The 13,829-nt window shown below is 59.1% G+C and carries 16 protein-coding genes; 11 read left to right on the top strand and 5 right to left on the bottom strand.

Annotated elements, in window-relative coordinates:
- Positions 1-177 precede the first annotated feature (177 nt).
- From ACHMXK_RS03485 to ACHMXK_RS03470, 4 genes are all read left to right on the top strand, one after another.
- Positions 178-1,404: an acyl-CoA dehydrogenase gene (locus ACHMXK_RS03485; RefSeq protein ID WP_397437711.1), complete on the top strand. Its 1,227-nt coding sequence runs from the start codon at positions 178-180 to the stop codon at positions 1,402-1,404.
- A 3-nt stretch (positions 1,405-1,407) separates the two neighbouring features.
- Entirely contained in the window at positions 1,408-2,742 is a 1,335-nt protein-coding gene (locus ACHMXK_RS03480; protein WP_397437709.1) for a carboxylesterase family protein, read from the top strand.
- 74 nt (positions 2,743-2,816) lie between these two features.
- Positions 2,817-3,800 (top strand): tripartite tricarboxylate transporter substrate-binding protein, encoded by a 984-nt coding sequence (locus ACHMXK_RS03475; protein WP_397437707.1) that lies wholly within the window; start codon positions 2,817-2,819, stop codon positions 3,798-3,800.
- A 250-nt stretch (positions 3,801-4,050) separates the two neighbouring features.
- A complete protein-coding gene (locus ACHMXK_RS03470) occupies positions 4,051-4,338 on the top strand; it encodes a hypothetical protein (RefSeq protein WP_397442579.1) in 288 nt (95 codons plus the stop codon).
- A 128-nt stretch (positions 4,339-4,466) separates the two neighbouring features.
- Here ACHMXK_RS03470 and ACHMXK_RS03465 read toward each other — a convergent pair whose 3' ends face one another.
- The 3 genes from ACHMXK_RS03465 to ACHMXK_RS03455 all read right to left on the bottom strand — a co-directional run bounded on the left by ACHMXK_RS03465 (position 4,467) and on the right by ACHMXK_RS03455 (position 6,138).
- Positions 4,467-4,757, bottom strand: coding sequence for a hypothetical protein (locus tag ACHMXK_RS03465; RefSeq protein WP_397437705.1), 291 nt, complete (start codon positions 4,755-4,757; stop codon positions 4,467-4,469).
- 521 nt (positions 4,758-5,278) lie between these two features.
- Positions 5,279-5,482 carry a hypothetical protein gene (locus ACHMXK_RS03460; protein WP_397437703.1) on the bottom strand — a complete coding sequence of 68 codons (204 nt, stop codon included), beginning with the start codon at positions 5,480-5,482 and terminating at the stop codon, positions 5,279-5,281.
- Positions 5,479-6,138 (bottom strand): SOS response-associated peptidase, encoded by a 660-nt coding sequence (locus tag ACHMXK_RS03455; RefSeq protein WP_397437701.1) that lies wholly within the window; start codon positions 6,136-6,138, stop codon positions 5,479-5,481. The genes ACHMXK_RS03460 and ACHMXK_RS03455 overlap by 4 nt, the downstream gene beginning before the upstream one ends.
- A 33-nt stretch (positions 6,139-6,171) precedes the next feature.
- On the opposite strand from ACHMXK_RS03455, the gene ACHMXK_RS03450 reads away from it, so the two are divergent.
- The 6 genes from ACHMXK_RS03450 (at position 6,172) to ACHMXK_RS03425 (ending at position 10,782) form a co-directional block, all read left to right on the top strand.
- On the top strand, positions 6,172-6,612 hold the full coding sequence (locus tag ACHMXK_RS03450; RefSeq protein ID WP_397437699.1) for a LexA family protein: 441 nt from the start codon (positions 6,172-6,174) through the stop codon (positions 6,610-6,612).
- 3 nt (positions 6,613-6,615) lie between these two features.
- Positions 6,616-7,917: a Y-family DNA polymerase gene (locus ACHMXK_RS03445; protein ID WP_397437697.1), complete on the top strand. Its 1,302-nt coding sequence runs from the start codon at positions 6,616-6,618 to the stop codon at positions 7,915-7,917.
- A gap of 45 nt (positions 7,918-7,962) precedes the next feature.
- On the top strand, positions 7,963-8,814 hold the full coding sequence (locus tag ACHMXK_RS03440; protein WP_397437696.1) for a DNA/RNA non-specific endonuclease: 852 nt from the start codon (positions 7,963-7,965) through the stop codon (positions 8,812-8,814).
- 75 nt (positions 8,815-8,889) lie between these two features.
- A complete protein-coding gene (locus ACHMXK_RS03435; protein ID WP_397437694.1) occupies positions 8,890-9,051 on the top strand; it encodes a hypothetical protein in 162 nt (53 codons plus the stop codon).
- Positions 9,052-9,281: 230 nt separating this feature from the next.
- Positions 9,282-9,560, top strand: coding sequence for a hypothetical protein (locus tag ACHMXK_RS03430; protein ID WP_397437692.1), 279 nt, complete (start codon positions 9,282-9,284; stop codon positions 9,558-9,560).
- A gap of 310 nt (positions 9,561-9,870) precedes the next feature.
- A complete protein-coding gene (locus ACHMXK_RS03425; RefSeq protein ID WP_397437690.1) occupies positions 9,871-10,782 on the top strand; it encodes a GNAT family N-acetyltransferase in 912 nt (303 codons plus the stop codon).
- Positions 10,783-11,232: 450 nt separating this feature from the next.
- On the opposite strand, the gene ACHMXK_RS03420 is transcribed toward ACHMXK_RS03425, so the two are convergent.
- Positions 11,233-12,111 carry a macro domain-containing protein gene (locus ACHMXK_RS03420; protein ID WP_397437688.1) on the bottom strand — a complete coding sequence of 293 codons (879 nt, stop codon included), beginning with the start codon at positions 12,109-12,111 and terminating at the stop codon, positions 11,233-11,235.
- Complete coding sequence (locus ACHMXK_RS03415) at positions 12,108-12,608, bottom strand: TIR domain-containing protein (RefSeq protein WP_397437686.1); 501 nt, start codon at positions 12,606-12,608, stop codon at positions 12,108-12,110. The genes ACHMXK_RS03420 and ACHMXK_RS03415 overlap by 4 nt, the downstream gene beginning before the upstream one ends.
- Positions 12,609-13,080: 472 nt before the next feature.
- Between ACHMXK_RS03415 and ACHMXK_RS03410 the strand changes: the two genes are divergently transcribed.
- Positions 13,081-13,620, top strand: a complete 540-nt coding sequence (locus ACHMXK_RS03410; RefSeq protein ID WP_397437685.1) for a hypothetical protein — start codon at positions 13,081-13,083, stop codon at positions 13,618-13,620.
- Positions 13,621-13,829 lie beyond the last annotated feature (209 nt).

The following is a 13,829-nucleotide window of genomic DNA, read 5'->3' as shown; positions in this document are numbered from 1 at the left end:
GTACGGAAGCCCGCAGCCAGGTTCCCGTTCGAATTTCTGACGATCCGATCTCCGGCGTCTTCGCCGTCCCAAGTCGCAGAAGGGCGCTACAGCGTCGAACCTGCTGCTCGAACGAGCATTTTCCCAGCGTCTCAAGCGCGTCACGCGCGTGGCGGCGCACCAACCCAAAGGAACATCATGTCTGCCGTCATTTCAACTGAAGATCGTATCACCGTCCATCGTCCGCCATCAGCAGAGCAAACTGCGAGTCTCGTGGAACGGGTCCACCAAATCGGGCCGGTACTGCGCGAGTACGCCATCGCCGCGGATCGGAACCGGCTCCTTCCGCGTGAATCCGTCGAAGCGCTGGAGTCCGCCGATGTGTGGCGCATTTCCGCCCTGAAACGCTACGGTGGCCATGAAGGGGGGGCGTCGATGCTCTTGGAAGTAGCCCGCGCCGTCGGGTACTACGATCCCGCGGCTGCCTGGTGCTTGGTCATTTCTAATGGATCCGTGATGTTGGCGAATCGATTCGGCGACGACTTGCTGGATGAAGTCTTCGCGAACGGCCCCATCAAGGCAGCTTCGATCTTCGCCCAGCCGCAAGGCACCGCGACGCCGCATGGTGACGGATGGCAAATCACCGGCAAGTGGCCGTTCGCCTCCAACAGCGGCAACTCCGACTGGGCCCTGGGCATCCTGTTCATCAAGGACAACGAATCCGCGCCGTCGCAGCAAATCGGCTTCGTGCTGATGCGGCGCGACGAGTTCGAGATTCAGGACACCTGGTTCACCATCGGTATGCGCGGCTCCGGCTCCAACACGATGGTCGCCGAGAACCTCTGGGTCCCGAAGAACCGTGTCATCACATTCGAGCAGCTGATGGGCAACGGTCCCGAACAGGATCCCCATGCGACGTTTGGCCGAAGGTTGACTCCGCACCTGACGATGTCCACCACCATCCAGTCGACAGCGCTGGGGGCCGCCTATGCGGCGCTGGACTATACGACGGACCTCTCCGCCAAGCGACCCGTCACTTATACGCATTACAAGAAGCAGGTGGACTCTGGCGCCTTCGTCCAGAACCTGGGGGCAGCCAGCATCAAGGTCGACGGAGCGCGCCTGCTGCTGGAACGCGCGGCTGCGGAGATCGACGCTGTGGCGGCCGGCACCATCCCCATGCCTCTGGAGCGGCGAGCCCGTCACCGGGCCGGCATCGGACATGCCGGACATGTCTTGGTAGACGCCGTCAATGACCTGTGCTGGCTGCACGGTACGGCAGCTTTCGCCGAGAACAGCCTGCTCGGGCGGATGTGGCGCGACATCAATACAGGCACCCGTCATGCGTCCATCGCAGCCCCGATGGGCTACGAACTGCATGGAAACGGCATGACCGGGACGACCTACATCTCCACCAAGCTCTAACCCATGGGACAACGCGTGGATCCAGGAACACCTTCCGAGCAAGTGCGAGTCGCAGGCACGCTGGTACACGCCTGGCACGGGCTGCGCTACGCGGTCGCCGAGGCAAGGTTCGCGCCACCGCTGCCTGCTTCCGGAAGGATCACGGCATCCCGGCAGCACGAGGTGCCGGTCTTTCCGCAGGTAGCCAGCAGGCTGTATGCCGCGATGGGGCATGGCCATGCGAACCCGCAGTCCGAGGACGCGTTCTACCTGAACATCTGGGCGCCCTCCGAGGCGCAAGGACTACCTGTCGTTCTCTTCCTCCACGGCGGGGCCTGGATGACTGGCGGTGGCGCCATGTCTTGGTACGACGGTTCGCGTCTGGCCTCCGACGGGCTCGTCGTGATTAACGTCAACTATCGCGTGGGTCCGCTGGGGCATCTCGGCCAGCCCGACGCGCATCCGTTGCCGATCCCGGCGGCGGACCTTCTTGTCGCCCTACAGTGGGTCGTCGACCATGTGAGGGCTTTCGGCGGTGATCCTGCAAGGATCACCCTGATGGGTCAGTCGGCGGGCGGCTGGTACGCACATTTGCTATCGGTCTTGCCTCAGACCCGAGGGATGATCCATCGCGCGGCGCTCTTGAGCATGGGCACCCGTGCGCCTTGGTCTCCCGGCCAGCAGATCGAAGTGACCCGAAGGGCTTGCGAGAACGTTGGCGGAGACCTGCAGCGCGCAACGGTCACCGACGTTCTCGCGGCCGGCATGTCAGCCCTGCGCCGGGAGCCGGCAAGGTTGGGCCACGCGCCATCGGCATTCCTACCGGTCAAGGGCGAGGGCGTGCCGCAGGCGCTGCTCGATGCGGACTGGGCTGCCCAGGCATGTCATGCGAAAGCCGTGTATATCCGGTTTACCGCAGACGAGTCCGCAGCCTTCTTCTTCAACCTTCCGGGGCAGCGCGACGCCACGCAGGCTCAGGTAGACGAAGCTTTGTCTCAATGGCCGCTGGCCGACTTGCCTGCTCATCTTCAACGCGATGGCGCACTCCTTGGCGCGGCATCAGGGCTGTCGCCGTACCGACAGTTGGTGAGCGCGTCGTCCTGGCGTCAGTTTCAGAGCTTTCCCGTCGCGTTCGCTGCAGCGCTTCAGCGGCAGGGGAAGAGCGTCCAGCTGGTTCGCTTCGGAACCGAGAGCGCGCTCGAAGGCTTCCACAGCGGCCATTGTTTCGATCTGCCATTCCAGTTCGGCAATCTCGAGGCCTGGCGTGACGCACCCATGCTCTCGGGGATCGACGTCGATTGGTTCGAGGCTGTGTCGGGGCCACTAATTTCCGAAATTGCTGCATTCGCCAACGGGTGACCCTTATAGCCCAAGGTAGGCGCCGTTCTTGATCGACACATCCCAAACTCCTTCTCAACCAGAAAGTACCCACCATGAAACGACGCTCCCTGATCCGTCATGCGGCACTGTCCGCCGCCGGCTTCTCCCTCGGCGCCATCGCTGCTCCCGCGATCGCGCAGCAGCAGCCCGTGCGGCTGCTCGTTGGCTTCCCGCCCGGCGGCAGCACCGACGCCGTCGCCCGGGTGTTGGCCGAAGGCATGTCGCGCCTGCTGCAACGCACTGTCATCGTCGACAACCGCGCGGGCGCAGGTGGCCAGATAGCCGCAACCCTGCTGAAGCAGTCAGCGCCCGACGGCAACACCTTGTTCCTGTCCAACAGCCATGCACTGTCGATGATTCCGCTCACGGTACGAAACCCCGGCTACGAGACTCTCAAGGACTTCGCCTCCATCGGCTTGGTTGCGATCTCCCCGGACGTGCTGAGCGTCAATCCGTCGGTCGTGGGCCCGGTGTCCGACCTGCGCGGCTTGGTGAAATGGGCCCTTGCGAATCCGCAGAAGGCAAGCATTGGGGTGCCCGCGCCGTCGAGCGATCCCGAGTTCGCTGTGCGGCTGCTTGCCAGCACATTCAAGGCAGATCTCAACCCTGTGCCTTATCGTGGCGATGGTCCCGTGACGCAAGACGTCGTTGCCGGCCAGATCCCGGCCGGCATCGGCTCGGTAGGCGCCATGCTGCCCCACGCGCGCGCAGGCAAGCTGCGCATCATCGCTGTCAACGGCCCAAAGCGACTCGCTTTACTCCCGAAAGTGCCCACGTACGTAGAGCAAGGGCTTGAAGGTTACGACACCAGTGGCTTCGTGGCCGTGTTGGCTCGTGCAGGCACGCCACAGGACATCGTCAGGCGCTACAACTCGGTCATCACCGAGATCGTCAACTCCCCCTCATTTGCAGAGAAGCTCTCGGAGCTGGCCATCGTGCCGACAAGCAGCAGCCCCGAGGAGCTGGCAGCACGCATCCAAGAGACGAGCAACGCCTTCGGCTCGATCATCAAGAGGACGGGTTTTCAGATTTCCTGACGGTCCCGGCACATGAGCTGACGAGGCGTGGTGGCGCGGGGGTGAGGCGGAAGGCTCCGGCTTCCTCATTGCCGATCTATCGGCATCTTATTGATCCGGCCCTCAAACAGATTCATGCAGCGTATTTGACGAACGGGTCCTAGAAGAAGATTTTCACGCGCTCTGGTTTGTTGGCAAGGGCGGTCATGTGTTCGGATGCTGAGGCTTGCAACTTCGCTGTGGTTCGCACCGGCAGCCCGTGCTGGAGTGGTTGAAGTCCACGGGCGCCAAGCATCTGGCGATTCACCTCGACTTGGATGTGCTCGATCCTTCGATGTTCCGCTCCTTGCTGTTCGCAAAACCGAACGTCCCTGCTGGAACATTTGATGGGGTCGCTCAGGGTGAGCTTTCGATTGAACAGGTGGTTCGGACACTGGCTGATGTGGCACAGATGGCAGACGTGGTTGGCTTGGGAGTCGCGGAGCATTTGCCGTGGGAGGCGCTTGCGTTGCAGGGCATGTTGGCACGCTTGCCTTTGATTGGAAAGTCACCTGAGTGAGTCGCTGGTCAGCAGATGTCGCTGCCCACGCTTCAAATCTCTTCCGTGTGCGACGACAGTCTGCTTTGCGACAAACCCAGAGACTGCTGTGGGCCCAGAGCCGACATTGTTAGAGGATGATCGGCATCTCAAACACCGCCTGTGAAATAAAAGAAGTAGAACGGAAAAAGAACAAGCGACCCCAGCGCGACGCCGACGGCGAAGAAGCCTCGCATTGGGCGATTAGCCGCAAAGAACCAAGCGCCCAACACGATCATCAGCACGGCGCCCGGATAGAACAAGTAATAGCGAATTTGCTCGACGTTCGGATACCCGGGAATATCGCGCGAACTGACCCCGAAAACTCCTGAAGCGCCAACGGCCAGGGCGACTAGCCAGATCACCGCTGCAATAGCGGAGCACCAGTGTACGATCCTCATCTCTTACGCTCCTTAAATGTCCGCTTCTGGCCGCTAACCGCCAATAGATTGCTCGCGAAGTATCAAGCTTCGGCAGTACAGAGCGCATCCAACACCGGACGCAATAGCTAGTGCCAAACAATAACCTGCGGGATTTAGTATCCCAATCCCGGCGGCAATCGCACATGCAATTATCCAGGCGAAAACTTGTACCGCGCACACCTTCGCTACACGAATCCATAGCGCCTTATTAAGGCTGCGCCGATGCTTGATTAGTTGAAATGCAAGCGGAGCCCAAAGTGCAGCCAGTAAGACACTAAATAAAGTGAGGACAAAAACGAATGTGAACAACATATCACTGCATGTACTTTAATGTCCGCTTCTGGCCGTATTCTGCCATCTAGGCAAACGTCTATTTCTTGACGAGGAGTATCAATTCGCTCTGCTGCATACGTCACAAATCCACATGGTCAAGACCAGAATATTTTGGATTACTGGTCGCCGATTACCGGCACAGATGGTCAACTAGACAGGAATACGCACTAGCCGGGCACAGGCGGCGTGCCACTCTGGAATTCCTCGTTAGCCACTTCGACGGGATCTCGTCGGCCATGGGCCTGCTGAGCCTGGACCGACCAAGCCGCCACTTGATGCATATCGGCCTCGTTGTTGGCCAGCAAAAGAATTTGATCGACAAACGTCCGCCGCCAGGCTTCGCCTTGGGATTCGCCTTGCAACATCTTCATGATGCCTCCTTCGGTTCAGCGGTTGCCACCAGGCGATCAGCCGGGTACTGCTGCATGTAGCTCATGCTGTTCGCTGGATCTGCATTGAGCCAGTCGTCATACGCACCCACCGGCAGGATCACCACCATACGCTTCTCGTCGTCTGGCTTGTGAAAGTTCTTCATCACCGCATGGTCGGTGGCATTGACCGTCAGCATGGTGAAGCTGTGCACTTCGCCCTCGGGGCCTTTCCAGGTCGACCACAAGCCTGCAATACCCATGGGGTGGCCGTCTGCCCGGGCGATCCGGGTGGCGACGGCCTTGCCGCTGCGCCAGTCAGGCTCATAGAAGGCATCTGCGGGAATGATGCAGTGCTTCGCCCACTTCCAGGCATCCCGGAAGCTGGGCTTTGTGGCCACTGTCTCGCTCCGGGCGTTGTACGTCCGCTTCGCCAGCTTGAGGTCATCCGCCCAGTGCGGCACCAGGCCAAACACACCACGCACCGCCTCGCGGTCAGGCACGGCTTCGTCGCCAGAAACTGCTTCTTTTGGGCGACGGATGAAGGCGCTTTCGTAGCCTGGCCAGATGTCTGTCCGGGTTAAGCCCTTCGGCGGCTCAACCTTGAAGACCTCTTTGTAGGACTGCGGGGATTTGATGGCTTCGAAATGGCTACACATGACTGTACTTTAAGCGGGGAATATACTGTATGAATGTACAGTATTTTAGAGCCCGCGCGCCCGGCGCCACTTTCCGCCGTCAGCCTGGTGCTGCCGATGGCCGGGGACACAGTGCGGGCGGGCTTTCCCTCGCCAGCCGAAGATTTTGCGGTCAAACGCATTGACCTGACCGCCATCCTGGTTACCCACCCGCAGGCCACATTTCTGCTGAAAGTCAGCGGCTTTTCCATGATCCAAGAGGGCATATTTGACGGCGACACCCTGGTGGTCAACAAGGCCATCAAGCCGCGGCATGGCCACATCGTGGTGGCCGTGGTGGACGGTGAATTCACCGTCAAAAAGCTGTACCAGCGCAACGGCCGTATCAAGCTTCAGGCTGGCAATCCCACCTTTCCTGACATCATTCCCCACGACGACCAGACTATCGAAATCTGGGGTGTCGTGACCGCCTGCATCAAGCAATTTACGGTGTGAACCATGTACGCGCTGGTCGACGGGAACAATTTTTATGTGAGTTGTGAGCGGGTCTTTCGGCCCAGCTTGCAGGGGCGGCCCGTGATCGTTCTGTCCAACAACGACGGCTGCGCCATTGCCCGCAGCAACGAGGCCAAGGCGTTGGGCGTCAAGATGGCCGCGCCATGGTTCGAGATCCGTCATCTCGCCGAGAGCCACGGGCTGGTGGCCCTGTCGGCCAACTTCACGCTGTATGGCGACATGAGTGACCGCATGATGAGCCTGGCCGCCGGCCTTGGCCCCACACAAGAGATTTATTCCATCGACGAGAGTTTTATTGGACTGGATGGGGTGCGCGGCAATCTGACCAAACGGGCATTTGACGTGCGGGCGCGCATCAACCAGTGGACAGGCATCCCATGTGGAATAGGCATAGGTTCCTCCAAAACGCTGGCAAAGCTGGCCAACTACATTGCCAAAACTGCTGAACGGAAACCCGGCAGCTATTCCGCGGATCTGGCCCAGGTGTGCAACCTGTGCGCCCTGCCTGCCAGCGACATGGACACTGTGCTGGCGGCCACCGCGGTCGGTGAAGTCTGGGGCGTAGGCCGGCGCATCAGTAAACAGCTGCAGGAGGGCGGCATCAATACGGTGCTGGACCTGGTTCGCATGGACTCAGCCACAGTGCGCAGCCGCTGGAGCGTGGTGCTTGAGCGCACGGTGCGCGAGCTGCAGGGCCAGCCCTGCATTGAGCTGGACGATGCGCCAGCGTCCAAGAAAGAGATTGCCTGCACTCGCAGCTTTGGCCGTCCGGTGACCGACCTCCAGCCATTGATCGAGGCCGTGAGCGAGTTTGCTGGCCGCGCCGCCGAAAAGCTGCGCCGCCAGGGCAGCGTGGCTGGCCAGCTCCTGGTGTTTGCTCACACGTCACCCTTCCGGCCAGGGCCAAAGTTCTCACGCAGCACTGTGGTGCCGCTGCGGCGCCCAACTGCAGACACCGCCCTTCTGGTACACGCGGCCACCGCCGGCATGCGGCAGATCTACGAATCAGGCTACCAGTTGATCAAGGCCGGGGTGATGCTGCTGGATCTGGTGCCAGGCACCCGGCGCCAGGGCGAACTAGATCTTGAAGGCGATGATGAAGACGCGGACCGGTCACGGCTGATGACGGCCATGGACACGCTCAATGGCCGGTTTGGCAAGGGCACGCTGCATGTGGCCAGCACCGGGGTGGAAGGCCCCTGCCGAGAGTGGGGAATGCGTCAAGAGCGGCGGACGCCGCATTACACGACGAGCTGGAATGATATGCCCGTGGCGCGGGCATAGCGCCAGCCATTTCGTGGTTACTGCGCAAGTTAGCATTTAGCCTCCATGCCCAAGAAAAAAAAGCCTCACAAGCGCAGCAGTCCTGCAGCCAGCGGCATAGCTTCGACACTGCGCCGCACGGCGGTCTGGCTCCTCACCGCCGGTGCAATCTCTATCCAGGCAACAAGCTGCGGATTCTTGCCTGCGCCGTCACAGCCATCCTCGCCCTCCATTGAGCGCTCTGGCTCGAACGTTGCCACCCATTTTTCAGACTGCCGCCAGTTCTTCGCTGCGGGTGTCACTCCATCGGTTCGGAAGGCCCCGATGCAGCGCGAGCTTTGCTATGAGGCCTTCGCCATCCTGCACAGCGGCGAGAGCAGGACTCCGGTGTTCGTCGCCGAGCGCCTCAACCGCGCAAGTGTCGAAGACGCCAACGAAAATCGCACCAACAAATTCTTTGCGGATGCTCGGTTGCCGCGCAGCGAGCGCGCTGAACTCAGCGACTACAAGGGCTCTGGCTATGCTCGTGGGCATATGGCGCCTGCCGGTGACATGCCGAGTCCGACCGCCATGGCGCAGTCATTCAGCCTAGCGAACATGGTCCCGCAGAACGCGAAGCAAAACTCGGGTGCCTGGGCCAAGATCGAGCAGGACACGCGCAGGTACGTACTGCGCGCCAAGGGTGATGTGTTCGTCATCACTGGGCCAGTGTTCGGCCCCGATAGCCAGACGGTCGGAGCCAACCGCGTGCGCGTGCCCACGCACCTGTTCAAGCTTGTCTACGACGTGAGTACAGGCAAGGCCTGGGCCCACTGGCAGCCGAATTCGGAAGACGCGCGTGCCGGGCGGCCCATAAGCTACGACGAACTGGCGCAACGGATCGGAATGGAGCTGTTGCCCGGGGTGGAGCTACGGTGAGGTTTTGAGGGTAAACGCGAAAGATCGCTGCAGTTCGGGCCGCATAACATGCAGTGACAACCATTGGAGATCACTTTGAAATACGCCATTGCTGTACTCGCACTTGCCTTCATCGGAATTGCCACGCCCGCTGAATCGTTCGCAAAGGGCAAAGGAGGTCATTACGCAGGTGGCAAGGGCAGCAGCCATAAAGGTGGCTCGTACGTTTCACCTAAGGGCAGCCGCTACAAAAAGTGAATCGATGTGTTCTGCAAAGTGTGAGCTACGGTATTCACGGCTCCTTGGCTGACCCGGCATAACTTTCTGCCTCAAGCTGGCTGGAGATAGGGTTTTTTCTACACCGAGAGCAGCTCGAGACAGCCACTGGACCTTTCTGATGTTTTTGCCTAGAGAGGTCAGTCCGTCGGAAAGCCGCCAAGGGCTCCTTGCGGCCAACAGCGGTCATTCCACCAAGCACCCCAATTAACATGTTCAGTTGGTTAAATAAGCAAGGCGTTAGCAGTAGCGAGGGCTTTGTGGTCCAAAGCGTCGACCGGTTCTCAATTGAATATAGAGAGGGTGCGCAGGTCGTGACCGTCGCAGTGGAACCTGGAAGCTTCGGCGGTGGACCGTCGGTCAGCATAGAGCCTGACGCGTTCTCTCACTGGGACAATCTGCGGTTAACCAATTCGGCCACCAAACAAACCCAAATGCGTGAGAACTTCGTTGCAGCGATGAAGTTTCAGGGCATCACCGTCGAGCCTTAAGAAAAAGGCAGAATACGGCCAAATCCGGCCGGTCGATGTGGCTGCCTGGTAGCGGTCGCTCGGCTCAGCTCTCGACCCGTTGCTGCGATTCACTCCAATGGCCCAAGCGACCGCTTAGCGGTGAATTCGGTCTCTACAACGAATGACAGTTCCTGGCGCAACAGGCCTATCCGCGGCACGCAACGCACGGGTTCTGCAAAGCATCGAACTTCCGCGCTCGCGCACCGTTGTAAAATATTGGGTTAGTCGAAAGAACCGTCATGGCTGCGGCCATGAAAGGCTTTCATTCTTGAAACCAAAGGTGGTGAAGATGAACAAGCCTTTCATTTCTCTGTGTCCCGAGATCACTCGGGCAAACGCGCTGACTCTGATGGACTGGTTGGAAGATGAGGACGTTACCCGCTACCTGAGCGATTCGCGCCATGTCTCCCGGTTCATCGAGCAGGTCATCGGTCGGGTCCAGTTGCCGATCCTGACCCATCTGTTCAACCAAGGCGGCCGGTTCTTCATGGCCTACGACCAGCATGACGTGCCGGTCGGCTTCGTGCGCCTCGTCAAGGTGGGCCCGGACTGCGAAATGGTCCTGGTCGTCGGCAACCGCGACAACTGGGGCCGCAAGCTCGGAGCCAGCGCCATCCGCGAAGGCATGAAGCTCGCCTTCTTCGACATGCGGGCCCAGAAGCTCATCGCCAAAGTCCACCCGGACAACGCGCGATCGCTGAAGGCCTTCCTGCACAGCGGCTTCTTGCTGGAAAGCGAAACGCCTGGGATGAAGTCGCTTGCAATGAGCTCGGAGCGCTACCTCCGTCTCTTGCGCGAAAGCCCTGCTCCGCACACCTCCGACATCTACATCACCGAAATCGACAAGGCCCGGCTCCAGAGTCTGGTCGAGATCGAACGGGGCGCGGATATTTTTGAGCTGGAGCATGAGATCGAGCGAGCCATCGTCGTCGATCCACGGCAAGTGGCGCAGGATGTCATCACGATGAACTCCAAGGCCTTGCTGATGGTGGACGACGAGGAGTTGGAAGTTGCGCTGGTTTACCCAGAGGATGCGGACGACAGTGCCGGAAAACTATCGGTTAGCTCCGGCATCGGCACAGCCATTCTGGGCTACAAGGAGGGCGATGCCTTCAGCTGGCGGATGCCGAATCGAACCTGTCATATCCGGATTGAGAAAGTGTTTTACCAGCCGGAAGCTGCGGGCGATTTTCACCTGTAGGTTTGCACGCTGCGCCACCGCCTCAGATCGCGCGTGAGCGCACGGATCGGCTGCGATTCGGCGGTCAAGGCGACTTCTCCGGACGCAAACGTAGAGCTGTCATTGAATGAAGAAAAGTGAATGACTCCTCCCGGCCGACTGCTTCAGACTGATTGCTGTCACTCGCCATCGATCTATCCAACGTCGGTTGCGGCGGGAAGCAGACGGTCGCTTCGTTCGATACCTGCGAATAAGGTACCGCGTCAATGCGGCCAATGTTCGCGACGGATCGGGTTCGCAGCGGTATAGGCGGGCATGAGAAGGTCTACATGACCCACTTCGATCCCGAGGGCGAGTTCACGGAAGCAGAGTGGGAAGCGATCCTCAAGGAGCAAGGACACGAGCTGACCAATGTAGTAGGGCCAAGCTCGACTCTCTCCACAAGGCATGGCGCGAGGCCAACGACGTCGACTAGGCGTGAAGGCTCTGTCCCAGGTAGTCCCGGACTTGGAACAGATTTAGCGAGAACTTCGACGCGTCCTCAGGGCGCACGACGATAATCAGCTTGTTGGAGAACGCTCGCTGGTTGCAGGCGTCGGTGAAGGACTGAGCGATGCGCTCGATCATCTTCTTCCGAGGATACGCGACACGTCCGCGTCCCGTGCCCATCAACGGCATAACGATGTCGCCGATCTCGGCCTTAGATGCCAGGTTCACCCACAGCTTTTCAAGCGCCTCGTCAATCATCTTCAAGTCTGACGAAGCATTCCCGTTCTCGTCCATGTGCGACATCGCCACAAGGTAAAAATTCTTGCTGTGCGCGCTCACACGAGCGACGGTGCCAATCGGATATTCCTTCTTCTTGCCAGGGCGTTTGTCGTTGATGGTGAACTGCTCCCGCGAAAGTGACACCTCGATTTGACGATCAATCTCCGTCGTTTGACCATTGAAGTAGTTCGTAGCCAACTGACCCTGTAAGCTCGTCACGGCGATCAGCCCCGACGACATGTCCGTATCGAACGTGGAGCTGGTGCTGATGATTACTTCGCCAGGGATCTTGAAGAGGTCGCCAATCAGGACTTCGACAGCAAAGTCCTTCTGCGGAATCTTATAGCTGACGCGTGAAAGGGGCCTGCGCGTAGACAACACATACATCAGCGCGAGCACGACCAAGATGATCAGCCCGTAGTAGCTGTACTGGTCCTTCTTGTAGATGTTGAAGGCATCGGCCAAGTCGACGCAAAGGTACAAAATACCCACGACAGCGAAGAACTTACCAATCGCTTCGCCGGAGAACAGTGCGTAGCGCCAATAGGCCCGAGTCCTAATCGACTCGAAGAAGTACCTCATAGTCCGAGCCGCCTATACACATCGTCGGTGTAGTAGTGGTTACCAGTCCTGCCCGCGCTGCGCAGCCCGTGGAACTCGTCGGGCCAGTGGTCCATCGCGTGTTTGATGATGTTGTGGTTGAACGAGGTGTAGACCACGAGTTGATCCCGGATCGTGGGCGGGCAACGGTCATCCATCTGCCGGCTCCCATTCAAGTTCACGCCGATGACGGGCAGACCGAGCCGCAACGCCACCTCAAGTTCCCACTTCACGAACTTGGTCAAGTATCTAGTGTTGGCTCCGATTAGCACCACGAGCAACCTGGAATTCGCAAAGCGCTCCCGAAGCTGGCGCTTGATGCTTTCTTCCTGGCTCGAATCCCGCGCTGTGTTTAGGTCGTGCGCGTTGTGGAAATTGAGCGAAAAGCCGTCATGCGCCTTCCACGCCGTCATGAGACGGTAGTAGTGCATGTCGTTGTCGCCGTCAAAGGCGATGTAGGTCTTATTTCGGTATGCCATTGGACGCTTCTTACCTCCTGTTACCGGATTTTAGAGCGTGCGGAAGGGTCGGCTACTACGGAAGAGGGCGCGACCCGTCGGTGAGCTTGTTTCAGGTCGGAGGAGCCGCGCAGAACGAACGCCCAGTTCGGCGCCCTTGCTTGCAAGCCTGCGCTCACCATCCCTCTGCAAAAGCTGGAATCGATGGCGGTTTTCAGCAGTCAAGCGGTCGCTTGTCGCTTCGTCGCAAAGGACAGCAAGCGCTGCAACCCGGTCCATCAACTTGTTGCATCGACCGGTTGAATCCAAGGCCAAGAGCAGCCGGTCGCATGACCGGCTGGCTCGACCGTCAGCTTCAGTCTGTTCAGGGGCATTCGCCAAGCACTGACGAGCGGCCGTATCTACGGTACTCAGTCATTGATTGCAAAACCGAATTGTCCGACTCATCGTCAGCGAAAATGTGCTGAACAAGCTCACTCAAAGGACAGAAAACATGATGTCGCCAGAAGAGTTCATGGCCTTGGCGAAGGCCGAACAAGATAAATGGATCAACCCGGTCGGTCGCCTAATACTTGCAGCCGCCAGCATCGAGAGGTCTGTGAACGAACTCCTCGAAGTTCTCGCACCTGAAGACGTCGAGATTTGGCGAAAGGAAGAATTCTCTGCGCGCGTTGATCGAGTCTCTGAAATCTCGAAAAGCGACTTGTCGGACACACTTGCGAAGGCCCTGAAGGATCAAAAAAGGAAGTATTGGCCCGTCATGGCCAATCGAAACGCTATCGCTCACAACCCGCTTTTCATACAAGCGTTTGGTCAAGGGCCCGATACCTTCGTTAGCGCCACCATTTTTCACCAGCAAAAGGATATGGCGTACAACTTGACTGACATTCAGAAGTTCGCGGATGACGCAGTCGCCGTTTCCGCAGAACTAATGCAGTTTGCTGCGAATTTCCCCAGAGCACTGCAAGATGAAATTGACGTTGCGAACATTCTTCTCACCGCGATGCACTTAAGAAGGCCGGAAGAGACGTAGATCAACATCAGCTATATGCTATGGAGCAAGATGATGCCAGTGGAGTCACTGCCAGATGCCGAAACTGACGCAAAGCAGTCGTTCAGCCTCCCAGGGGACAGGCAGCAACGGGCGCAAAGCCATCTGCCGCACATCCCAAAACCCGCCGTTGAGCTTGCGCATGCTAAACGACCGCTTCCCGAAGACCTAGACGACTGCAACGGGCCCGA

It is taken from the genome of Polaromonas sp. UC242_47 (genome assembly GCF_044452385.1).
In the GTDB taxonomy this organism is placed as follows: domain Bacteria; phylum Pseudomonadota; class Gammaproteobacteria; order Burkholderiales; family Burkholderiaceae_C; genus Polaromonas.
The sequence above is the reverse complement of the archived record's forward strand: the minus strand, read 5'-3'. Positions and strand labels throughout refer to the sequence as shown.

Coding starts and splice junctions, on each gene's coding strand:
- ACHMXK_RS03455 (WP_397437701.1), bottom strand. CDS start 6,138: ATGTGTAGCCATTTCGAAGCCATCAAATCCCCGCAGTCCTACAAAGAG.
- ACHMXK_RS03425 (WP_397437690.1), top strand. CDS start 9,871: ATGAACAAGCCTTTCATTTCTCTGTGTCCCGAGATCACTCGGGCAAAC.
- ACHMXK_RS03475 (WP_397437707.1), top strand. CDS start 2,817: ATGAAACGACGCTCCCTGATCCGTCATGCGGCACTGTCCGCCGCCGGC.
- ACHMXK_RS03450 (WP_397437699.1), top strand. CDS start 6,172: ATGTACAGTATTTTAGAGCCCGCGCGCCCGGCGCCACTTTCCGCCGTC.
- ACHMXK_RS03460 (WP_397437703.1), bottom strand. CDS start 5,482: ATGAAGATGTTGCAAGGCGAATCCCAAGGCGAAGCCTGGCGGCGGACG.
- ACHMXK_RS03420 (WP_397437688.1), bottom strand. CDS start 12,111: ATGAGGTACTTCTTCGAGTCGATTAGGACTCGGGCCTATTGGCGCTAC.
- ACHMXK_RS03410 (WP_397437685.1), top strand. CDS start 13,081: ATGATGTCGCCAGAAGAGTTCATGGCCTTGGCGAAGGCCGAACAAGAT.
- ACHMXK_RS03440 (WP_397437696.1), top strand. CDS start 7,963: ATGCCCAAGAAAAAAAAGCCTCACAAGCGCAGCAGTCCTGCAGCCAGC.
- ACHMXK_RS03415 (WP_397437686.1), bottom strand. CDS start 12,608: ATGGCATACCGAAATAAGACCTACATCGCCTTTGACGGCGACAACGAC.
- ACHMXK_RS03445 (WP_397437697.1), top strand. CDS start 6,616: ATGTACGCGCTGGTCGACGGGAACAATTTTTATGTGAGTTGTGAGCGG.
- ACHMXK_RS03480 (WP_397437709.1), top strand. CDS start 1,408: ATGGGACAACGCGTGGATCCAGGAACACCTTCCGAGCAAGTGCGAGTC.
- ACHMXK_RS03430 (WP_397437692.1), top strand. CDS start 9,282: ATGTTCAGTTGGTTAAATAAGCAAGGCGTTAGCAGTAGCGAGGGCTTT.
- ACHMXK_RS03465 (WP_397437705.1), bottom strand. CDS start 4,757: ATGAGGATCGTACACTGGTGCTCCGCTATTGCAGCGGTGATCTGGCTA.
- ACHMXK_RS03485 (WP_397437711.1), top strand. CDS start 178: ATGTCTGCCGTCATTTCAACTGAAGATCGTATCACCGTCCATCGTCCG.